At 41.1% G+C, this 20,184-nt stretch carries 23 protein-coding genes; 14 read left to right on the forward strand and 9 right to left on the reverse strand.

The features are described from left to right. Window positions 1-119 precede the first annotated feature (119 nt). Window positions 120-899, forward strand: coding sequence for an enoyl-CoA hydratase (locus ACF3OH_RS04490; RefSeq protein ID WP_392455979.1), 780 nt, complete (start codon window positions 120-122; stop codon window positions 897-899). A 33-nt stretch (window positions 900-932) separates the two neighbouring features. On the opposite strand, the gene ACF3OH_RS04495 is transcribed toward ACF3OH_RS04490, so the two are convergent. Then, complete coding sequence (locus ACF3OH_RS04495; protein ID WP_204588810.1) at window positions 933-1,118, reverse strand: YhzD family protein; 186 nt, start codon at window positions 1,116-1,118, stop codon at window positions 933-935. Window positions 1,119-1,206: 88 nt separating this feature from the next. Between ACF3OH_RS04495 and ACF3OH_RS04500 the strand changes: the two genes are divergently transcribed. The 3 genes from ACF3OH_RS04500 to yhaM are packed head-to-tail and all read left to right on the forward strand — an operon-like array spanning window position 1,207 to window position 5,683. After that, window positions 1,207-2,355: an exonuclease SbcCD subunit D gene (locus tag ACF3OH_RS04500; RefSeq protein WP_392455980.1), complete on the forward strand. Its 1,149-nt coding sequence runs from the start codon at window positions 1,207-1,209 to the stop codon at window positions 2,353-2,355. Continuing rightward, window positions 2,352-4,745 (forward strand): AAA family ATPase, encoded by a 2,394-nt coding sequence (locus ACF3OH_RS04505; RefSeq protein WP_392455981.1) that lies wholly within the window; start codon window positions 2,352-2,354, stop codon window positions 4,743-4,745. Before ACF3OH_RS04500 ends, ACF3OH_RS04505 begins: the two co-directional genes overlap by 4 nt. Further along, the gene (gene yhaM / locus ACF3OH_RS04510) at window positions 4,742-5,683 is read left to right on the forward strand and encodes a 3'-5' exoribonuclease YhaM (RefSeq protein ID WP_392455982.1); all 942 of its coding nucleotides are present in this window, start codon (window positions 4,742-4,744) and stop codon (window positions 5,681-5,683) included. The genes ACF3OH_RS04505 and yhaM overlap by 4 nt, the downstream gene beginning before the upstream one ends. 500 nt (window positions 5,684-6,183) lie before the next feature. Here the strand turns inward: yhaM and ACF3OH_RS04515 are convergent, their stop codons facing one another. Next, a complete protein-coding gene (locus ACF3OH_RS04515) occupies window positions 6,184-7,080 on the reverse strand; it encodes a peptidylprolyl isomerase (RefSeq protein WP_392455984.1) in 897 nt (298 codons plus the stop codon). A 133-nt stretch (window positions 7,081-7,213) separates the two neighbouring features. On the opposite strand from ACF3OH_RS04515, the gene ACF3OH_RS04520 reads away from it, so the two are divergent. Further along, window positions 7,214-7,306 (forward strand): YjcZ family sporulation protein, encoded by a 93-nt coding sequence (locus tag ACF3OH_RS04520; RefSeq protein WP_392455985.1) that lies wholly within the window; start codon window positions 7,214-7,216, stop codon window positions 7,304-7,306. Window positions 7,307-7,342: 36 nt separating this feature from the next. Here ACF3OH_RS04520 and ACF3OH_RS04525 read toward each other — a convergent pair whose 3' ends face one another. The 6 genes from ACF3OH_RS04525 to ACF3OH_RS04550 form a co-directional block, all read right to left on the reverse strand. Beyond that, window positions 7,343-7,528: a hypothetical protein gene (locus ACF3OH_RS04525; protein ID WP_204588815.1), complete on the reverse strand. Its 186-nt coding sequence runs from the start codon at window positions 7,526-7,528 to the stop codon at window positions 7,343-7,345. Window positions 7,529-7,587: 59 nt separating this feature from the next. Further along, window positions 7,588-8,130, reverse strand: coding sequence for a DUF3267 domain-containing protein (locus ACF3OH_RS04530; RefSeq protein ID WP_392455986.1), 543 nt, complete (start codon window positions 8,128-8,130; stop codon window positions 7,588-7,590). 78 nt (window positions 8,131-8,208) lie between these two features. Further along, window positions 8,209-8,760 carry an HTH-type transcriptional regulator Hpr gene (locus ACF3OH_RS04535; protein ID WP_204588817.1) on the reverse strand — a complete coding sequence of 184 codons (552 nt, stop codon included), beginning with the start codon at window positions 8,758-8,760 and terminating at the stop codon, window positions 8,209-8,211. Between the two features lie 192 nt (window positions 8,761-8,952). Beyond that, on the reverse strand, window positions 8,953-9,327 hold the full coding sequence (locus ACF3OH_RS04540) for a YtxH domain-containing protein (RefSeq protein ID WP_392455988.1): 375 nt from the start codon (window positions 9,325-9,327) through the stop codon (window positions 8,953-8,955). Window positions 9,328-9,448: 121 nt separating this feature from the next. After that, complete coding sequence (locus ACF3OH_RS04545; protein ID WP_204588819.1) at window positions 9,449-9,976, reverse strand: tryptophan transporter; 528 nt, start codon at window positions 9,974-9,976, stop codon at window positions 9,449-9,451. A 116-nt stretch (window positions 9,977-10,092) separates the two neighbouring features. Then, window positions 10,093-10,512: an HIT family protein gene (locus ACF3OH_RS04550; RefSeq protein WP_392455990.1), complete on the reverse strand. Its 420-nt coding sequence runs from the start codon at window positions 10,510-10,512 to the stop codon at window positions 10,093-10,095. A 94-nt stretch (window positions 10,513-10,606) separates the two neighbouring features. Between ACF3OH_RS04550 and ACF3OH_RS04555 the strand changes: the two genes are divergently transcribed. Both ACF3OH_RS04555 and ACF3OH_RS04560 read left to right on the forward strand, forming a co-directional pair. Next, window positions 10,607-11,350 (forward strand): ABC transporter ATP-binding protein, encoded by a 744-nt coding sequence (locus ACF3OH_RS04555; protein ID WP_392455991.1) that lies wholly within the window; start codon window positions 10,607-10,609, stop codon window positions 11,348-11,350. Continuing rightward, entirely contained in the window at window positions 11,343-12,518 is a 1,176-nt protein-coding gene (locus ACF3OH_RS04560; RefSeq protein WP_392455992.1) for an ABC transporter permease, read from the forward strand. The genes ACF3OH_RS04555 and ACF3OH_RS04560 overlap by 8 nt, the downstream gene beginning before the upstream one ends. Here ACF3OH_RS04560 and ACF3OH_RS04565 read toward each other — a convergent pair. Further along, complete coding sequence (locus ACF3OH_RS04565; protein ID WP_392455993.1) at window positions 12,515-13,015, reverse strand: antibiotic biosynthesis monooxygenase family protein; 501 nt, start codon at window positions 13,013-13,015, stop codon at window positions 12,515-12,517. The genes ACF3OH_RS04560 and ACF3OH_RS04565 overlap by 4 nt on opposite strands. 175 nt (window positions 13,016-13,190) lie before the next feature. Here ACF3OH_RS04565 and hemE point away from each other — a divergent pair, with 175 nt between their 5' ends. The 7 genes from hemE to ACF3OH_RS04600 all read left to right on the forward strand — a co-directional run bounded on the left by hemE (window position 13,191) and on the right by ACF3OH_RS04600 (window position 20,177). After that, window positions 13,191-14,243: a uroporphyrinogen decarboxylase gene (gene hemE, locus ACF3OH_RS04570; RefSeq protein WP_392455995.1), complete on the forward strand. Its 1,053-nt coding sequence runs from the start codon at window positions 13,191-13,193 to the stop codon at window positions 14,241-14,243. A 7-nt stretch (window positions 14,244-14,250) separates the two neighbouring features. Continuing rightward, entirely contained in the window at window positions 14,251-15,180 is a 930-nt protein-coding gene (gene hemH / locus ACF3OH_RS04575) for a ferrochelatase (protein ID WP_392455997.1), read from the forward strand. Window positions 15,181-15,205: 25 nt separating this feature from the next. Then, window positions 15,206-16,633 (forward strand): protoporphyrinogen oxidase, encoded by a 1,428-nt coding sequence (hemY, locus tag ACF3OH_RS04580; protein WP_392455998.1) that lies wholly within the window; start codon window positions 15,206-15,208, stop codon window positions 16,631-16,633. 88 nt (window positions 16,634-16,721) lie between these two features. Continuing rightward, window positions 16,722-17,657: a YncE family protein gene (locus tag ACF3OH_RS04585; protein ID WP_392456000.1), complete on the forward strand. Its 936-nt coding sequence runs from the start codon at window positions 16,722-16,724 to the stop codon at window positions 17,655-17,657. Further along, window positions 17,654-18,331 (forward strand): response regulator transcription factor, encoded by a 678-nt coding sequence (locus ACF3OH_RS04590; protein WP_392456001.1) that lies wholly within the window; start codon window positions 17,654-17,656, stop codon window positions 18,329-18,331. The genes ACF3OH_RS04585 and ACF3OH_RS04590 overlap by 4 nt, the downstream gene beginning before the upstream one ends. Next, a complete protein-coding gene (locus tag ACF3OH_RS04595; RefSeq protein ID WP_392456002.1) occupies window positions 18,328-19,716 on the forward strand; it encodes a sensor histidine kinase in 1,389 nt (462 codons plus the stop codon). The genes ACF3OH_RS04590 and ACF3OH_RS04595 overlap by 4 nt, the downstream gene beginning before the upstream one ends. Beyond that, entirely contained in the window at window positions 19,713-20,177 is a 465-nt protein-coding gene (locus tag ACF3OH_RS04600; RefSeq protein WP_392456003.1) for a FixH family protein, read from the forward strand. Before ACF3OH_RS04595 ends, ACF3OH_RS04600 begins: the two co-directional genes overlap by 4 nt. Window positions 20,178-20,184: the final 7 nt, after the last annotated feature.

A 20,184-nucleotide genomic window follows, 5' to 3' on the forward strand; every position in this document is an offset into this window, starting at 1 on the left:
TGAACGTTCGCTCAGTTTTAGTCCTCCAACGCAAAATTTCTGAACAGCCGGCTCCACATTTAATAAAAAAAGGACTTTTACAAAAGCTGTCGAATAGATACTAGGGGAGGGGAATCACAATGACATACGAAACACTAAAAATCGATCAAACAGGTGAAGTCCTGACAGTCACGCTCAATCGACCAGAGGCACTAAATTCTATGAATGGACAAATGATTGATGAACTAACAAATTTTTTTACAGACCTACATAACGATACAACATCAAAAGTTGTCGTTTTAAAAGGGGAAGGTCGTGCATTTTCAGCAGGTGGAGATATCAAAGCGATGCTTGCAAATGATGGGTCGTTCGACATTGGGGATATCATGAGTAAACTTGAAAAGTTAGCTCTCGCGTATTACACGCTACCAAAACTTACAATTGCGGCTGTTCACGGAGCAGCAGCGGGATTAGGGTTCAGTCTCGTATTGGCGAGCGATTTTATTTTAGCTGAAAAATCAGCAAAACTAGCCATGAACTTTATAGGCATTGCACTTGTTCCGGACGGAGGAGGCCACTTCTTCTTAAAAGAGCGAGTGGGTGTACCAAAAGCGAAGCAGATTATTTGGGAAGGCAAGATGATGACGGGTCAACAAGCTCACGAAGCTACACTTGTCGATCAAGTAGTAGAAGATGGTCATCTTCAGGCGACCCTCGATCATTTTACAAAACAGCTAACAGCATCTCCAGTTCAAGCTATGCTAGAGTCTAAGAAGATTTTACATGGAACTAAAACTAAAGAGTTGCAACAAGTTCTTGCAGGTGAAGCAGCTGCTCAGACAGCTATGCGTTCTGCAGCGGATCATCTAGAAGGCATCGATGCTTTTGTAAACAAGCGCAAACCACAATTCAATCAATAAAAAATAGCCGCTCTCTCAGGAGGCGGCTATCTTCTATACATGGAATAAAATTAACTTTCCAGAAGTATTGACTAAGCGATGCGTCGTTTCCCCGTATCCTAGTTCTTCAATACGCGATTCCCCTTGACGTTTCGCTTCTTCATCTGAAGCGTATTCCCATTTTTCTTCCGCTAAAAGTTTCCCCGTTTTTTCAAACGCAGTAAAAGTGTACGTATGCATGTGCTTCTTCCCCTTTCTCTCTACTATCAGTATACAGAAAAATCCCATATGATATAATAGAACAAATATTCGATTTAAGGAGTAGACTATGGTAATCCGATTCTTTCATGCAGCAGATCTTCATCTAGAGAGTCCTTTTGCAAAAATTCAAAGCATGCCGGAACACTGGCAACAACGCATCCGAAATGCATCGTTTGGCGCATTTGATTCCTTCGTCCAAGATGCTATTACGAATAAGCCGGACTTTATCCTACTTGCAGGAGATATTTACGATGGTGAAACCCGTAGTTTACGCGCACAAGCCTATTTTAAGAAAGCTATGGAAACACTTGCACAGTACGATATTCCGGTTTATATCATTCATGGAAATCACGATCATTTGGCAGGGAATTGGACGCGTTTTAAGCTTCCGCCAAATGTGACTATATTTGGTGAAACTCCTGAATCGTATGAACTCGAAATAGATGGACAAGTTGTTCAAATTAGTGGGTTCAGTTATCCACGACGTCATCTTCCTGAAAGTTATATTGAAAAGTATCCACCAAGAAAATCCTATGCAGATTATGCGATTGGCTTGCTTCATGGAAGTGAGCAAACACAACAAGAACATGATGTATACGCACCGTTTACACTAGAGCAACTTCGCCAAACTTCCTATGATTATTGGGCTCTCGGCCACATCCATAAGAGGCAACAACTTAGCACAAAACCAGCAATTGCGTACGCAGGGACTTTACAAGGTCGCAATCGAAAAGAGCAGGGAGTTCAAGGCTATTATCATGTCGAACTATCAAACAGTGAGCCTACCCTTACATTTCAGAAGGCTTCACAAGTTGTATTTGACGAAATTGAAGTTGTATTCGAATCGACAGCGTCAATTGATCACTTCCAAGAACAACTAATCAAAGCGCTGGAGCCGAAAACGGATCACATTTATACATTAGTACAAGTGACTATAAAGACTCCGAAAGAAGACTGGATGCTGACGACGAACGAAAACGAACTGCGAGAATTTATACTAGAGCAGGTGAATCAAACAATTCAAACTGTTTATATTACTCATCTAAACCTGCATTGGACTACTGAACTGGACCCAGCATTTCAACAGTTGATGAATCAGTTTGCTTTACCAACGATTCCTACAGCTATGCAACAAGTACTTGATTCATCTACTTTAGAAGATCAAGTGAAAGAGCGAATGCACGCCATTCTTACTGATCGGAGTGGTGGTCAATGAAACTTCTCGAAGTCCATCTATATGGATTTGGCAAACATGTTGATCGTACATTTTCATTTTCAACACAAACAGTGGTTGTAGGGAACAATGAAACAGGGAAGAGTTCTCTTTATGAAGCGATTCTGCAAATCTTCTTCGGATTTCCGACTCGTGCGTCTGCGAATCGTTTAGAACCTAAATTTGGAGTTCGGTATGGTGGCTGGGTGAAAATTGAGTTACAGGACAAGCTATATCAAATTGAGCGCGTGGAAGGGAAGTCCTCTGGAGTAGTTACTGTTACTGAAAATGGCATCTATTACGGAGGCGAAGAAGAACTACGGAGTTTACTTAAAGGATTAACAAGAGAACAAGCAGAATCTGTCTATGCTTTTCACCTTTTTGACTTGCAGCAAATTCACCAACTTTCTCAAGAAGACCTGACAGAACTTTTTTTTGCTAGTGGAACGACAGGTACGAATCCCTATGCGGTGTTAAATAAAGACGCAGCGAAAGAATTACAAGCGCACTATAAACCAGGTGGAAAGAAACCGCACATCAATCGCCAGTTAGAAGAATTGCGTGATTTAGAGAACCAACTCGTGAAAGGGTTGGAACAAGAGCGGTATTATGCAGAACTTACACAGCAACAACAGCAAGTAGAGAATCGTCTAGGTGAGGTTCGAAATGAAATTCGACTTACAAAACAGCAGATTTTTGAAGCGGAAGAACAGCAGATGTTGCATCCACTATTTGAGGAATATGAAATGTTGCTCCACGTTACAAATGAGAGAGTCGACGTCTCCCAAACCGACCAAGACGACGTTCGGGAACTCTCGAATCGCATTTTGGATCTCACGCAAAAAGAAACGACGCTTTTGAGTACTTCCGTTGATGCTAATCAGTTGCATGAAAAAGAACGGGAAATTGAAGAGTTAGAATTGATTTTAGCTGACGAGACGTCTTGGCGGGAAGTGCACAGTAAAATTGCCGAATTAGAGGAGCAACTTGAAGGTATCGTCCGCGAACAACAACCTGCACTTGCAGCTTTAGCAATTGACCCATTCGACTTGGAAACAAAACTGGAAGGGTACGATTTGTCTTATCAAAAAGAACAACAACTGGATACATTACTCAAACCCACATCTAATTGGGACAATACGAAATATAAGTTTCTTTTACTGACAGCTGGAGCTTTTGTCGTGCTTGGATTTGTGACAGATTGGCTATTCTTCTATCTTCTCTCACTAGTTCTCATTGTAGCTGGAATCGTTGTGCCTTCTCGATTTAGTGATGTGGAGAGCGATAAAGCAGACAATTTCTTAAAAGAGTACGGTGTAAAGCCAACAGGAAATTATAGAGCGCGAGATATTTTCGATCAACTACGCAAGTTGCAACAGCTGCAGCTAAGTTACCGACAAATCGAAGAGCGTTTAACTAGCACACTACTTGAACGTGCAAAAATTGCGGCAAAGTTTCCTCAACATGCACAATCTGAATCCGTATTCCAAGAGGCTAGAAGACGACTTACAAAGCTTCATGAAGACTATCGCCTTTTGAAAGTGCGAGAAGCTGAACATATGTATACTGTGGAGCAGAGAAAAAAAGCTCAGAAGGCTAAACAAGTAGTAGAGGCGCAGTTACAAACGATCTATGAAAAGTATAGCGTTCCTAGTAGAGATGCTTTCGACACCTTAGTCAAAGATGCACAAGAAACCGCCAAAAAGATGGAGCGGCTTCAAGAATTGAAACGTCGATTGCATGGCAAAGCTCGAAAAGATTTTGACAAAGCAAAGCTCATCGTTGAACTGGATCGTTTAGAATCGGAACAGACAGAACTTACACGATCTGTTGTCACAATCGAACAACAGATTGATCAGCTAGTGAGTGATGAACAAAGAGCCAAATTGCTTCAACAGATCGAAGCAAAAAAAGGACAGCTAGAAGAACTGGTCATCGACTATCTTGCGTGGCAAGGAATAGCATCAAGTATAGAAGCACACTATGAGCATTATCAAAAAGATGTCTTTCCAGCCACTATTCAGCGAGCTAGTGAGCTGTTTGCTCGGTTTACTGCAAGTGCCTACCGATCATTAGGTTATAGCGAGAACCGATTTGTAGCAGTATCAAAAGATGGTACGCTTTTCGAGATGAAAGAGCTGAGCCAAGCTACGAAAGAACAAGCCTATTTAGCGCTACGATTCGCACTTGCAGAAGAACTATCAAAAGAAAAACCATTTGTTATTTTGATGGATGATCCATTTGTCCATTTTGATGCGATTCGTTTTCAACAAGTGGTACAATGGTTGATGAGTGAGGAGAATCAATTGCCTTATCTATATTTCACATGCCGCGATGAGTGGCTGTCTCCACACAAAGTGCTGCATATGGAGACTGAAAGGAGCAAATCATGAAGGGGATTACAACACTTCGAGTAGGCGATCCAGTCGATCACTATTTACTAATAAAGCAAAGTACTGTTGGAGTTACAACAGTTGGAAAACCATTTATGTCTCTTGTCTTGCAAGATAAAAGTGGGGATATTGAGGCGAAACTTTGGGACACGACAGATGAACATGCCCGTCTTTATGGAGCGCAAAAAATCGTTCGTGTAGGCGGCGAAATCCACGACTACCGTGGAAAGTTACAACTGCGTGTTAAGAGTATCCGTCCTGTAAAAGATGAAGAAGGGATCACAATTACAGATCTTGTACCATCAGCAGAAAAGTCTAAGGAAGAGTTAATGAATGAATTGACTCCATATATTTTCGAGATGACAAATCCAACCATTCAACGTCTTACGCGTCATCTTTTGAAAAAACATCACCAAGCATTCACAACGTATCCAGCTGCTACCCGAAATCACCATGACTATGCAACAGGGTTACTGGACCATGTCGTGTCGATGTTACGTCTTGGCAAATCGTTAACGGAGTTATACCCGAGCCTTAATAAAGATTTATTGTATTCAGGTATTTTACTACACGATGTAGGAAAGGTCATTGAACTTTCTGGGCCTGTAGCTACAAGCTATACAATAGAAGGAAATTTGCTAGGACATATTTCAATCATGGTAAATGAGATTGCGATGGCTGCAAAAGAATTGGAAATCGAAGGGGAAGAAGTCATGCTTCTTCAACACATGGTGCTATCTCACCACGGCAAAGAAGAGTGGGGAAGCCCGAAACGTCCGATGCTTCGTGAGGCTGAAATTCTGCATTATATTGATAATATAGATGCGAAGATGGCGATGTTAAATCGTGCGCTTGAAAAAACAACGCCAGGTGAATTCTCAGAACGCCTATTCCCGCTCGAGAACCGTTCATTCTACCGACCTACGTTTGATATTTAGATGTGGAGCCGACTGATCAGAAATTTTGCGAGATGACAGCGTAGACTTTGAAGGCGAAGTATACTTGAGAAATCCAGATTCACCTTCCGACGATTGCTTTCAAGATCAAATTAAGAAAGAAAAGGACTGGGGCCGCTCGATTCGAGCGGCCCCAGCGCGGTTCTTCTTAGTTTGCCCTTACGCAATCTTCTACAGTTGAATCAGGCTAGTTCAAGTGCTTGTTGAGATGAAGTTGTGACCTGCAAGTTTAAGATTCGGCTTCGCCTCTATATAATAATTGAAATAACCTTTATAGCTACAACTGACATTAGTAGTGCCAGGCTGTGCTAACGCAAGGCCTGATTTAACAATCTATAGAACACAGTTTAGGACAGCGAGTCTTATGGTGATGAAAGGTGACAGACACCATTTGTAACTCAATCTCTGGCACTACCTCCTCTTGTCGATTGAGACTGCACTAGAAAAAAACTCCGATCACATGCTGATCGGAGTTTTTTGTATTATTCGTTTGTTTCTTCTTCTTCAGCTGGAGCCTCATAATCTAAGAAGTTTGCTAATGCGCCTTCAAGCTCTTCGTCTTGAATTTCAACATTTGCATCTTTCATTAGTTGTGCAACTGTACCGAATAAAGCAGATGAATCTGCTTTCGCAATTTTCACTTCACGCTCTAGCTCTTCACGCATATCCTCGAAAGATTCTTCCGTTTCACGCTTTTCAATTACTTCAATGATATGGAAACCAAAATCAGACTGAACAGGTTCACTAATAACGCCAGGCTCTAAAGAAAACGCTGCTTCTTCAAATGCTGGAACCATTGCACCGCGACCAAACCAACCTAAATCGCCACCAGAAGTTTGAGCTTGTGGCTCAGTTGAATACTCAGCAGCAAGTGCAGCAAAGTCTTCGCCTGCATCAAGCTTTTCTTTCACTTCGTTTGCAGTAGCTTCATCTTCTACTAAGATGTGACGAGCATTTACTTCTGTTTTAATCTCATCGTATTTCGCTTGAATTTCTTCTTCTGTTGCCTCAACACCATCAATTAGTGCTTCTTCTTGAAGAAGATTCAATTTAAGAAACTTTTTATAAGACTCTTCTGTATAGCCTTGTTGAGCGATGAATGCATCAAAGTTTTCACCTTGTTCTTCTTTGTCCGCAGCTAAAGCCGCTTCTACTTGCTCATCGGATACATCATATTCAGCATCAAGAGTTTTTTCAATCATTAACAATTGAAGTGCTTGATCACCGATAGATGCTTTCATTTCATTGTACAAATCATTTTGAGTAATATCGCCATATTCAGAGCTTACAACCACAGGTGATGAAGCTTCTTCGTCTGAGCATGCGCCTAAAGTAAAGATTGAGGCTGCCAGAGCAGTTGTCATTAATGTTTTTTTCATTTTGGTATCTCTCCTAACTAGATTCAGACAATGCTTACTATAACATAAACGTTTAAAAAACAAAATAGTTCCATATTTGCCTACGCACTCACAGAGACATCCGCATACTGTAAAGGACAAGGAGGTGATTGAAATGGGTCATAGCTATTCAAACGGCTCAGGCTTTGCCTTGATTGTCGTTCTTTTCATTCTTCTTATTATTGTCGGCGCAACATCCTTAATGTAACAAAAAAGAACGGATGCCATTTGGCGTCCGTTCCATCTATACTGCGTATGTTATTTTTACATAAAGTGAAACAAATAATAGAGTAATACAAATATTTACCATTCGGAATACTTTTGTCTGCTTCTCTTCTGATAGTTCGCGAGACGTGACAAATGCAAGTGCCATTCGATTTATTTGAAAGAAATAGAAGGCGGCAAATCCAAGTAGTGCCAAAATAATCATACTGTAACTCCCTTCGTGAACTCTTTCATCATAGCAAAACAACGAGTTGCTAGCAATAGTTACGTACGAGGAGAGACGAGGATCTCATAACCATCCTCAATTTCTTCAATCCAAGCCTTCTTAGGTGAACGAATTAACTCTTTTACATAAATCAAGTCAATGACACACATGCCACAATGGTATGCAAAAAGTAAGATGAAGTAGTGAGCGAACTCTGGGAATATATAGATTCCTAGTAAAAACACAGTGGATAGCACTAAAAACGGCAATAACAATGCAAAAATGAATCGACTTTTTCCAATCGGTTCACAAATTTTAATCATAAACATTGGAATCACACCGAAGTGCATAGATTTTTTTAATTTCACACGCCCCTTTAAACGAGAGAGGGGAATGTAATGCAACAACTTGTGCACAGGATATACTGCTAAAAATGAAGCAACAAAGATGATGAAATATTCACTAGAACGCGTGCTTTCACTTACAAAAGACAGGCCAATATATGCGAATGAAAAAATCAAGAAAACAATAAAAGATGAAATTAAAAACAAACGGTCATATCCGTACTGACGGCGGATATTAATGCTTTTCCAGCATTGCATGTAAAACACCCCTAAACTGATAGTTCAATAGTTTACAATACGATGTTTCACCAATTAATTCAAGAGGGAAATTGTAAATTATTTGATGGCGCTTTCATCTTTTTCGTCAAAATCGAATTCATGTTCAATATTTGCAAGTGATCGTTCGAAAATATCCATGAAATCATCCCCGTAAATATTGCGTATGACTGCCATCATATCCATAAATTCTGGGAAGCGACCGTAAAGTTGTTTGATAGGAAGAGAACCTTCAATGACTGAATGGGAAGTATTGTGATAATTTTCATACATTTCTTCTAACAAGTTTGCGCCTTTTTCTGTAACGGTAACATAAGTGTTGCGCTTATCGTCTTCTCTTTTTGAAAAAGCTAAAAGTTCACGTTGCTCCAACTTTTTCGAGAAGTTAAATGCCGTAGAAACATGCATCACACCGAACTTCGCTATATCAGAAATTGTGGCACCTTTTAAATGATAAGCAATCCACAAAATATGGTGCTCATTGATATTCAAGTCGTATGGTTTGATCCAAGTTTGCCAATCTTTTTCAACAGCTTTCCAGAGTGCTTTTGACAATTGACCAAGTCGCTGACTAAAAATCATTGCTTCTTTTAGAGAATAATTTTCTGACATAGGGTTCGCCACCTTTTCTTATTGGATTGGGAAGAAGACTTTGTGCATTTGGCTATGTAGTGAGTGGATTCTGTAGTTCTTTCTAGTATAACAAGTGAGAGGGGGAAACGGAAATATAGGAGTATAATATTATGACAATAAAAATAAAAAGCATCTTCTCTTACTAACAAAAAGAGAAAATGCTTTTTGATGTCAACCAGCCTTATCGGATTTTTTTGCCGGTAATGCTTGCTGAATTTCATCCATTGATTTTTGAATGGCCTCAAGGTCTTGTTGGATTTTTGCTTGAATAGGTGCAGTTTCTCGCTGCCACGTATCCACACTTTCTTTCATGCCTTGCAAAGCATCTGGTGCTACTTCTTTTGCAGACGTAATTAATTGTTGCAGTGAAGTTTTCATTTCTTGAAAGTGTGCCTTCAACTCATTGACATCATATTTAATAGTTGTTGAAGTAGCTCGAAGCTGACTGCGCACTTCAGGCCCACTTTTTGGAGCAGATAATAAAACGGCTGTCGCTGAAACGGCAGCACCTGTAAGTAGGCCCCAAACAAAACGACTTTTATCCATGGATTGTCCCCGCCTTCCAAACTATGTAGTTGTTTAAAGTATACCAACATACCTATGTATATAAACATAATACCATATAGATTAAAAAACCCTCCACCGTATACGGGGGAGGGAGTACGTATTATGAATTGGCTACAGATGTTCGCAAAGTTGAACGTTTCAATGTCTGCTGAACAATCGGATAGATGACCACAAATGCAATTGTATTTAATGCAATAGCTGGCAGAACGACACCAAGATACAGTGCTCCGAATGGAACGTCCGCGCCCATAATGAAAATTGCACTTGCTAAGAAAATTGCTCCTGAAAGTGCTGTTCCTAAAGCTGTGATAACTGCTTGCGCGGCAAGCTTTTTAGCGAATCCTTGAATAGCGACTGCAACTGCGAAAAACACTAATGCTGTAATGAATTTGTCGATCACGTTTGGTAGGAAGCCTCCTGGGAATGTTGTAAATAATCCAGAAAGAATTCCAGTTGCAAGACCGACAACGATTGTATGTTTAAGATTTAAAGAAAGCAAGATTGTGATGAACATCATTGTAAGTAGAAAATCGGGCTTCATTCCTCCGTTAATCCCTGGGATCACAAGGTATAAGACAGTTCCTACTCCTAATAACATTGCGGATAATACTAAGTTTTTTGTATTCATTTTTTTCTCTCCTCTGCTATGTCTAAACTCGTACTCTCCTTGTATGCACTCACTGCTACAAGCGAAAGCTTATTGATTAGTATACAACATTCATCTAATAGTGCAATAGATAGAGCTTATATATTTTCAGATAATTCAGTAGCAAGTGCCTGAATCTTCTCAAGTGGGTATTCTTTTTCTTTCGTTCTCCATGTTGCTTTAAATCCATCTGTCTCATCGTAACGAGGAATTAAGTGTAAATGGAAATGAAAAACGCTTTGTCCTGCAGGAGCTCCATTATTGTTTAATAGGTTCATTCCTGCCGGATGGAAGGTTTTTTTCAAAGCTTTCGCAAGTTTTGGGACCACTCGAAAGAGATTTGCTGCTTGTTCTTCTGAAAGGTCGTAAACAGATTCTTTATGTTCTTTTGGAATCACAAGAATATGGCCTTTAGTAAGCGGCATAATGTCCATAAAAACAAATACATGGTCATCTTCATAAATCTTCGTACTCGGGATTTCACCAGAAATTAATTTGCAAAAAATACAATCTGACATCGTGAACACTCCTTTTCGTATGACTAGTTGTAGTTTACCATATGCTAGAATGAGATAGAGCAAGATGCTAAATTGAAATGTGAAAGGGGTCACTTTGATGTCACTCTTAAAATTAGATAAAGTAACGGGCGGCTATTCCAAAAAAGCAGTTATCCATAACATTTCCTTTACTGTTGAACCGGGGGAACTGGTCGGACTGATTGGCTTGAACGGAGCAGGGAAAAGTACAACGATTAAACACATTATCGGTTTATTACAACCTCATTCGGGTGAGATCTCCATCAATGGTCATACGATTTCAACGCAATCGGAAGCCTACCGTAAATCATTCACATACATTCCTGAAACACCTGTATTATATGATGATTTAACACTGCAAGAACATCTTGAGTTAGTTGCCCTTGCTTATGAGATTGATGAAGACCAAGCAAAACAGCGAGTGGACGCTTTATTAGAAGAGTTTCGTATGCAAAAGCGATTAAAATGGTTCCCTACGCATTTTTCTAAGGGAATGAAACAAAAAGTGATGATTATGTCTGCTTTCATGGCGAATCCTGCACTCTATATTATTGATGAACCGTTTGTAGGTCTTGATCCACTAGCAATTCGAGCTCTTTTAAATCAACTTGAAGCGCGCAAACAAAATGGAGCGGGTATTCTTATGACGACACACGTTTTAGCAACTGCTGAAAAGTATTGCGATAAATTGATTCTTCTGCACAACGGAAAAATTCGAGCAGCAGGTACGATGGAGGATTTACGAAAAGCTCTAGGAATGCCCGGGGCGAGTCTGGATGACTTGTATATTGCGATGACTGAGGAGCAAGAGTATGCGTAATTTACAGTCACTTTATGGCCAACGCTTTCAAAGCTACTTCCTCGATATCCAAAAGTACATGCAATTTATTATTTCCGGTCACATCGCAATCGTTCTATTATTTGTTCTCGGTGCAGCAGGTTATTCCTATAGCGAGTGGTTGAAAACTCCACCTGAAGGGTTTCCTGTATTTTTGGTAGCGGCTAGTTTATTAATGCTCGTTGTCGTGCCTAATCGGCCCGCCTTGTTATTCAAGCAAGCCGATCACTATTATTTACTTCCAATGGAAAGTAAACTACTGTTCTATTTGAAACCTGCTTTGCGTTGGTCAGTCACCATTGTCGTCATTCGTGCACTCGTCGTAACAGTCGTGTTACTACCATTGCTTACGCGTGTCGGTGAACTCGAAACGTCTATGCTTCTTGCTCTAGGGGGAGTGGTGGTAGCGGCGAGTTACTGGAATGTGCACACGAAATTTCATGTACTATGGGGTAGACCGGATGCTTTGCTATTAGATTTTTTCGTACGTGCACTCCTGTTGTTTGGTATTTTTTATTTTCTACTCGTGGGCAATCTAGTATTGTTCATTGCTTGTGTGGGACTAGCCGGAGGATACTTCCTCGCTACGAAGAAAATGGCTATGACTCCATTCCCGTTTGATCGAATGATTGATTTTGAACAACAACGGATGCAACGCTTCTATCAATTTGCAAATTATTTTACTGAAGTGCCACATGTACGCAGTAAAGTATCCCGCAGAGCGTGGGCAGATGGGATTTTGACGAAAAAAGATTTACACAGCTTCTTAATCACCCGAAGCTTCGTCCGTAAAGATGAATTGTTTTATATGTGGATACGCCTTGCCCTGTTAGTAATTGTATTCCCATTTCTTTCATTTTCGTATGTGGTGGCAGGTTTGATGGTCGTTTTTACATTTGCGATTGCAATCCAAACGTACCAAGGCCTGTTGTTTAACCAATTGTTTCGGATGGATATGTTATATCCGCAACCACATCTCACAAGGTCACAAGCTGTCAGCCGTTTTGTGCGAATTGTGAGTTATAGTCCACTGGCAATCAGCCTTCTTGTTGCACTGTCGCAACATCCTCCAATTTTTGGGGGGCTTGGGGCACTTTCAGCTGTGGTGTCTGTAGAATGGTATTTACTACGTAAAAAGAAGCAGCCTTAATCGGCTGCTTCTTCGTCGTTTTTCGTACGGTACGTTTGTGTATAAGGCGAACTTGTGAAAATGTTTTGTTTTGATGCCAACGTCTCGAGTGACGTGAGGTGGCGGTCTGCCCATTGTTTATAACTTGAAGGACCTGACCACTGGGAAAGAATCAAATATGTGTCGGCTTTTTTAGGGCGTAATATTCGAAGCGCAAACAATCCAGGTTCATTCGTCACACCTTGCATCATTTGCTGAGCAGCATGTTCAAACACTGGCCTTCCTTCATCTGTAACAGGAATGTGGTAGAAGTAAAAGTAACCTTTCTCTTCAAAAGTGCCGTGACTCGCAAGTACTTCGTATGAACGAGGTGTTTGAAACTTTGTTTTGCCGGTTGTTTCATGAATGAGAAGTGTACCGGATGAGCCGTATAAAACGTGCATCGATTCCGAACTGTATTTCTCCTGAAGCTTTATCATAAATTCTGGTGTTCCGGACGTTGTGTAAAAATTAGTCATATATGTACCCCCTGTGGCTAGTTTTACTTTAGTATTTCCCATTGTTCACAATTTGAAAACACTTTCGCTTGATAGAAAGACAATTCTATGACATTTTGCCTCGAAATCTATACAATAGATGAGAGAAGTTCTAAAGTAGTAGATAGACTAATTGTGTAGGGAAGGAAAGACTTCAATGAAAATTACAAATGACACGCTATTGCGTGCAGCACGTGGCGAAAAAGTAGAGCATACACCGGTGTGGTTTATGCGACAAGCTGGCCGATCGCAGCCCGAATATCGTGAAATCAAGAAGAAGTATTCGTTAGAAGAAATTACGCGTCAACCTGAGCTTTGTGCATACGTCACAAAACTTCCTGTAGATAACTACAACGTAGATGCAGCGATTTTGTACAAAGACATCGTGACACCACTTCCTGGTATGGGTGTAGATGTTGAAATCAAAGCGGGTATCGGACCAGTCATCTCCAATCCGATTCGCTCTGTGGCGGATGTTGAGAACCTTCAACAGTTTGATCCGGAGACGCATGTACCGTTCGTGTTAGAAACAATTGAAATGCTAACAAAAGATCAGCTGACAGTGCCTTTAATCGGATTTGCGGGTGCACCATTTACACTGGCAAGTTATATGATTGAAGGTGGACCTTCAAAAAGCTACAACAAAACAAAAGCATTTATGGTCACTGAACCACAAGCTTGGTACGCACTGATGGAAAAGCTTGCGGACATGATCATCATCGATATTAAAGCGCAAGTAAAAGCGGGTGCTAGTGCCGTTCAAATCTTCGACTCATGGGTAGGGGCATTGAATGTAGAAGATTATCGTCTTTACATTAAACCTGTTATGACACGCATCTTTACGGAGTTACGTGAAACAGGTGTGCCACTGATTACATTCGGAGTTGGCGCAAGTCACTTGGCTAACGAATGGCATGATCTACCGGTCGATGTTGTAGGACTTGACTGGAGATTATCCATTGAAGAAGCCCGTCAGCGCGGGATTACAAAAACGGTTCAAGGAAACTTGGATCCATCGTACTTGATCGGCTCTTGGGATGAAGTTGAAAAGCGAGCACGACGTATCGTAGAGCAAGGGGTTGCTCATCCTGGCCATATCTTCAATTTAGGCCACGGTGTATTCCCAGAAGTTGATCCAGACGTTTTAAAGCGACTAACAGATTTAGTTCACACATATAGCCGTGAATTGATCTCCCAAAAATCGAATTGAGGTGTCTTTGATGAAGAAAAAAGTTGGATTACTAGTCATGGCGTATGGCACGCCTTATACAGAAGCAGATATTGAGCGTTATTACACGCATATTCGTCACGGGCGTAAGCCGAGTGAAGAGGCGCTAAACGACTTAACAGAACGTTACCGTGCGATTGGTGGTATTTCTCCTTTAGCAAAAATTACAGAAGACCAAGCAAAAGCAATTCATGAAAAAATGAATGCTTCACAAGATGAAGTAGACTACGTATTATACATTGGGTTGAAGCACATCGAACCATTCGTAGAAGATGCAGTGGAAGCAATGGCAAAAGACGGTATTAAAGAAGCCGTGTCAATTGTATTAGCACCTCACTTCTCGACATTCTCTATCAAGTCATACAATGGCCGCGCAAAAGAAGAAGCGGATAAATATGGCATTGCTATCAAATCTGTAGAAAGCTGGTACGATGAGCCAAAATTCATCGAGTACTGGAATCAAAAAATTTCAGAAACGTTCAATGCGATGTCTGAAGAAGAGCGCGCGAAAGCTGTCTTAGTCGTGTCTGCCCACTCGCTACCTGAAAAAATCTTGGCAAATGGTGACCCATACGCGCAGCAACTTGAAGAAACAGCACGCTTGATTCAACAATCCACAGGTGTTGAGAATGTTGAAGTCGGCTGGCAATCGGCTGGACAAACTCCTGAGCCATGGATTGGACCAGATGTTCAAGATTTAACAGAAGAGCTCTATGAAGAAAAAGGTTACCGAAGCTTCGTCTACACGCCGGTTGGTTTTGTAGCGGATCACTTAGAAGTTCTTTATGATAACGACTACGAATGTAAAGTTGTTTGTGATCGATTAAACGCAAATTACTACCGTCCAGAAATGCCAAACACGCATCCTCTATTTATTGAAGCGGCAGTTGATGCAGTAAATAAAGTGTTAGCAAAGTAATCTGAAACAGGAAGAGATGAATGAAATGGCTGAGAACAGAAAAAAAGTGGCTATTATTGGTGGGGGGATTACGGGTCTTTCGGCTGCCTACTATCTGCAGAAGCAGTGCCGTGAACAAAACTTACCAATCGACATTTACCTGATTGAAGCCAGTTCACGCTTAGGCGGAAAGATTCAAACGGTTCGCAAAGATGGTTTTACAATCGAACGCGGGCCGGATTCCTTCCTTGAACGCAAAAAAAGTATGGGAATTCTTGCACAAGAGCTTGGTATCGCGGATCAACTGGTCCACAATGCAACCGGACAATCGTTTGTTCTTGTAAATGATCAATTGCATCCGATACCTGGTGGTTCGATTATGGGTATTCCTACTGAATGGAAGCCATTTGTAACAACTGGACTTTTCTCATGGAGTGGTAAACTCCGTGCAGCAGGTGACCTCGTGATGAGTAGATCAGGTATAGAAGAAGATCAACCACTCGGTACGTTTTTCAGACGTCGTTTCGGTTCAGAAGTAGTTGAAAATTTAGTTGAACCATTGTTAGCTGGAATTTATTCTGGAGACATTGATAAACTCAGTCTTCACGCAACGTTCCCTCAGTTCTACGAAGTAGAGAAAAAACATAGAAGTTTAATGCTTGGTATGAAAAAGACACGTCCTGCTTCCTCGACTCCACAAGCTGCTAACCGGAAACCACAAGGGATCTTCCAGACATTTAGTGGTGGACTTCAGTCGATTGTAGAGGCACTTGAAGATGCCTTGACAGATGTCACGATTCTAAAGGGCTCAAAAATTCAAGGGGTTCATAAGCTATCGGATGATCAATTGAAACTTGTGTTTACAACGGGCGACAACTTGATAGTAGATAGTGCCATATTCACGTTGCTTCATCACCAACTCGCAGAGATATTTGAAGACCATGGCATCTTACAGCATTATGATGAAGTACCGCTATCTTCAGTGGCTACTGTTGCGATGGCATTTTCAAAGTCCCAAGTAGTGCAAGAAAAAGAGGGGACAGGATTTTTGGTGTCACGAAAAAGTGACTATGCGATCTCGGCTTGTACATGGGTCAATAAAAAATGGCCGACTTCAGCCCCAGAAGATAAAGTTTTGTTAAGGAGTTTCGTTGGCAAGTCTGGTGACGAGTCCATCGTCGAATTGCCAGACCATGAAATTGAGCAAATTGTCCTTCAAGACTTACGAAAAGTGATTTCCATAACGGGAGAACCAGAATTTACAATTGTGACACGCTACCAAAAGGCAATGCCACAATACTTAGTAGGTCATAAAGAGCGTTTACTAAAAGCAAAAGCCGAGCTTGCAGCGCATTTTCCAATGATTCAATTGGCAGGAGCGTCGTTTGAAGGGTCTGGGTTACCGGACTGTATCGATCAAGCAATTCGTGCAAAAGACCACGTCCTGGACTATTTAAAACCACATCTAACTTAAGGTGTGGTTTTCTTCTGTTTAAAATTGGTCATGTGGATTTCAAACATTTTTCACACTTTCCCAGTACACTAGAAGGCGAGGTGACAGGATGAGAAGACTTTTTGTGTTGATTGTGTTACTAATTCTAGCCGGTTGTTCATCTTCCTACCCGGGGATGACTGCTTCTGAAGAACCAACAATTTTAGTTTATAGTCAGCTAGATGCAACACTGTCGTCGTACTCAGAACAATTAAAGTTGGGACAGACTTGGGAGCTAGAACGAGCCTATACCGGAATGATTTTGTTGCCTGAAGATCAGATTTTATTTTACGGGTACGGGCTCGATACAGCTGGAATTTACAACTTGAGAACAGGTGAACTACTTGCAGAGGTCGAGACTCCTGAAGGGACAGTCGGTGGTTATAGCGATGCATACGGCTTTTACCTAGCTAATAGTCAAACAAATACTGTTACCATCTATGATTTTACATTTAACGAAATCAAACAAATTCAAACAGGTAGGTATCCGATGTCGATAACGTCCCAGGATGCTATGCTCTACGTTGTCAATTATCAAGATGACCATTTGACACTAATAGACCAAGTGCAATGGGAGACACATGATGAATTTTCAATTCCACGTGCTTCTCAAGGCGTCAAAATTCACAACGATTCAATTTACATTGGGGGGCATGGCAGCGGTTCTGAAGTGAATACGAAAGTGATTCAGTTGGACAAAGAGACGGGGGAAGTTGTTACTACTATTGAAGCACCGATTATGCCGATTTCCTTTATAACGCATAAAGACGAACTGTATACATTGAGTCATGGAAGTAATCAATTATATAGATTAGATGAACAATCGGTAACTGATGAAATGGAAGTAGCATCGAATCCATTTGCAATGGGGGCGTCACAAGAGTTTATTTATTTGGCGGGGTATGACGATGATACACTGTACAAAATAAACGAGATGGAAGTCGTCGATTCTATTCCTACAGGAGACGGTCCATTGCAACTTTTACTCTGGGAGGGATCAAAGTGACAACTGTATTAATCGTAGATGACGAGCAGTCCATGAGAAGGTTGCTTGACCTCCAACTTACTCAAAAAGGATACAATGTTGTTACTGCTTCAAGCGGAGAAGAGGCTTTGCATCTTCTTAAGTCCGTGCGTATAGACTTAGTCGTAGTGGACGGTATGATGCCTGAAATGGATGGATTTGAATTGAGTCGAAAAATCCGTGAAATTTCTGAGACGCCTATTGTATTTCTGACAGCACTAGATGATCGGGAATCGTTACTTAAAGGATTTGAGAGCGGTGTGGATGATTATGTGACAAAACCGTTCGATAGTGAAGAACTGCATGCGCGCATTCAGGCGATTTTAAAACGTTCAAAAGTGGAAGCGATGAATGGACATGAGCTTTTCCGCTCGGGCCTCCATGTGAATATAGAATCGAGATCCGTGTCAATGGACGGGGAGAAAAAGCAGTTGACACTAAAAGAGTTAGAACTTCTAATACTTTTGATGAAAAGTGAAGGACGAGCCTTTAGCCGGGAAGAATTACTGACTCATATTTGGGGAAGTCATTACGAAGGAACTACACGTACAGTAGACACACATGTCAAAACGTTACGTTTAAAACTAGGGTCTCCTGCTGATCAGTTTATACACACGGTTTGGGGGATCGGCTACAAATTCGAGGTGATGGAATGAAGCGTTTATCCACGAAAGTGTGGGTGCTCTTTGTAACCATTTCAGCTCTATCGATTGGTATCATTACGATTCTTTCCTATTATTTTTATGAATCGATCTATGTAGCGGAAGTTCAACAGACACTAGAACAAGAAGCAACTAACTTTGCAGTAGTAGCAGATGGCACAGTAACAGACACCTTTATTGAAGAAGTAGATGCCTACAATCAGTATGCCACTACGGAAATCTTTGCTGTACGAAACCCACGTGAATTAAGCGCTTGTCTACCGTTTGAAATTGATTATGATGCATTGATTTCAGGAGAGGATCGTCAGCGATTGGTTAATGGGGAAGTAGTTGTGAAAAGGGGCTATCAAAGTCGCTTTGATCGAGACGTATTAAGTGTCATTTATCCAATCAAAGAAGACACGCGGCTGAATGGAATTCTATATTCCTATGTTCCGCTTTCTCCCATCCGTGATTTCTTACAGAGCCATCTAGTTTTAGTGGGTGTAAGCGGAGGTTTATTGTTTATTTTGTTCGCTTTTATAAGCCGCTTTATTCTCCTATCTGTCTTAAAACCACTACATGATTTGCAGAAAGCTACTGAAGACTTTGCACAAGGAAATTATGGTGTACGCGTAGATGTGCATTCATCAGATGAGATTGGGACGTTGAGTACGACATTTAATCAAATGGCAGAAGCAGTTGAAACAGAAGACCAACGTAAGAAGCAATTTCTCGCGACAGTCTCTCATGAGTTGAGAACACCCCTAAGCTCACTTGTGGGCTATAGTCAATCTTTGCAACAGGGATCTTTAGATGCACAGCATTATCCAGAAGTCTTTCAATTACTGGCATCTGAATCGGCTCGAATGAAGCGGTTGACAGAAGATTTACTAGCTGTCGCACGTAATGAAGATCGGGTGCTGGCGAAAGAGCCGTTGGTAGCAGCTGAACTTGTTCATCAAACTGTTCGTATAGTAAAACAAAAAGCAGAGCAACGAACTATATCGTTACTAGTTGAACTGGATGATTCCCTCATCATTGAGGCAGAGGAACAGGCTATGATGCAGATTCTTGTCAATCTAGTGGATAATGCAATCGCATATAGCATAGAGGGCAAAAGTATTCACATACGTCTGACTAGCAGACAAAATGAAGCGATTTTTGAAATCGAAGATGAAGGGGTAGGCATAGCGCCCAACCATTTGCCACATATTACAGAAAGATTCTATCGAGTGAATGAAGCGCGCACCCGTTCTGATGGAGGATCTGGATTAGGGTTAACAATTGTCAAACAACTCATAGAGGCTTCTGGCGGGAAGTTAGAAATCTTTAGTGAACTAGAGAAAGGAACTACTGTAAAAGTAACGGTTCCCCTATGGAAGGAAGAGAAAGCATGAAGAAATTTTTAGTCATTGGAGCCATTACGTTGGCACTAGCAGGCTGTTCAAATGATGCGCACGAGGGAATGCATGAACCTTCACTAGAAGTAGTGGAAGTTGAAGTGTTAACAAATAAGCAACTAGAGCCTGGTGAACAAGTTACTTTGTCTGCTCGTGTCACGCAAGAACAGCAAGCGGTGAATGATGCAGAAGAAGTGAAGTTTGAAGTATGGGAGTCTGGTTTGCGCGATCAAGGTACTACCTTGGAAGGTGAATTAATTGAAGATGGCGTTTACGAAGTCGCGTATACATTTGAAACAGAAGGCGTCTATTACATGTTTGCGCACACAACAGCTCGCGGTATGCACGTCATGCCGAAGACAGAGTTCATCGTAGGAGACCCAGATATGTCAGAAGTGTTGGAAGATAACTCAACCGATACTATGGACCATGAAGAAGACCATAATGACCATAAGTAAAAAAATC

The organism is Chryseomicrobium aureum (assembly GCF_043182735.1).
GTDB classification, from domain to species: domain Bacteria; phylum Bacillota; class Bacilli; order Bacillales_A; family Planococcaceae; genus Chryseomicrobium; species Chryseomicrobium aureum.

Excerpts from the sequence above, each read along its gene's own strand:
- ACF3OH_RS04490 (WP_392455979.1), top strand. The coding sequence starts at position 120 with ATGACATACGAAACACTAAAAATCGATCAAACAGGTGAAGTCCTGACA.
- ACF3OH_RS04495 (WP_204588810.1), bottom strand. The coding sequence starts at position 1,118 with ATGCATACGTACACTTTTACTGCGTTTGAAAAAACGGGGAAACTTTTA.
- ACF3OH_RS04500 (WP_392455980.1), top strand. The coding sequence starts at position 1,207 with ATGGTAATCCGATTCTTTCATGCAGCAGATCTTCATCTAGAGAGTCCT.
- ACF3OH_RS04505 (WP_392455981.1), top strand. The coding sequence starts at position 2,352 with ATGAAACTTCTCGAAGTCCATCTATATGGATTTGGCAAACATGTTGAT.
- yhaM (WP_392455982.1), top strand. The coding sequence starts at position 4,742 with ATGAAGGGGATTACAACACTTCGAGTAGGCGATCCAGTCGATCACTAT.
- ACF3OH_RS04515 (WP_392455984.1), bottom strand. The coding sequence starts at position 7,080 with ATGAAAAAAACATTAATGACAACTGCTCTGGCAGCCTCAATCTTTACT.
- ACF3OH_RS04520 (WP_392455985.1), top strand. The coding sequence starts at position 7,214 with ATGGGTCATAGCTATTCAAACGGCTCAGGCTTTGCCTTGATTGTCGTT.
- ACF3OH_RS04525 (WP_204588815.1), bottom strand. The coding sequence starts at position 7,528 with ATGATTATTTTGGCACTACTTGGATTTGCCGCCTTCTATTTCTTTCAA.
- ACF3OH_RS04530 (WP_392455986.1), bottom strand. The coding sequence starts at position 8,130 with ATGCAATGCTGGAAAAGCATTAATATCCGCCGTCAGTACGGATATGAC.
- ACF3OH_RS04535 (WP_204588817.1), bottom strand. The coding sequence starts at position 8,760 with ATGTCAGAAAATTATTCTCTAAAAGAAGCAATGATTTTTAGTCAGCGA.
- ACF3OH_RS04540 (WP_392455988.1), bottom strand. The coding sequence starts at position 9,327 with ATGGATAAAAGTCGTTTTGTTTGGGGCCTACTTACAGGTGCTGCCGTT.
- ACF3OH_RS04545 (WP_204588819.1), bottom strand. The coding sequence starts at position 9,976 with ATGAATACAAAAAACTTAGTATTATCCGCAATGTTATTAGGAGTAGGA.
- ACF3OH_RS04550 (WP_392455990.1), bottom strand. The coding sequence starts at position 10,512 with ATGTCAGATTGTATTTTTTGCAAATTAATTTCTGGTGAAATCCCGAGT.
- ACF3OH_RS04560 (WP_392455992.1), top strand. The coding sequence starts at position 11,343 with ATGCGTAATTTACAGTCACTTTATGGCCAACGCTTTCAAAGCTACTTC.
- ACF3OH_RS04565 (WP_392455993.1), bottom strand. The coding sequence starts at position 13,015 with ATGACTAATTTTTACACAACGTCCGGAACACCAGAATTTATGATAAAG.
- hemE (WP_392455995.1), top strand. The coding sequence starts at position 13,191 with ATGAAAATTACAAATGACACGCTATTGCGTGCAGCACGTGGCGAAAAA.
- hemY (WP_392455998.1), top strand. The coding sequence starts at position 15,206 with ATGGCTGAGAACAGAAAAAAAGTGGCTATTATTGGTGGGGGGATTACG.
- ACF3OH_RS04585 (WP_392456000.1), top strand. The coding sequence starts at position 16,722 with ATGAGAAGACTTTTTGTGTTGATTGTGTTACTAATTCTAGCCGGTTGT.
- ACF3OH_RS04595 (WP_392456002.1), top strand. The coding sequence starts at position 18,328 with ATGAAGCGTTTATCCACGAAAGTGTGGGTGCTCTTTGTAACCATTTCA.
- ACF3OH_RS04600 (WP_392456003.1), top strand. The coding sequence starts at position 19,713 with ATGAAGAAATTTTTAGTCATTGGAGCCATTACGTTGGCACTAGCAGGC.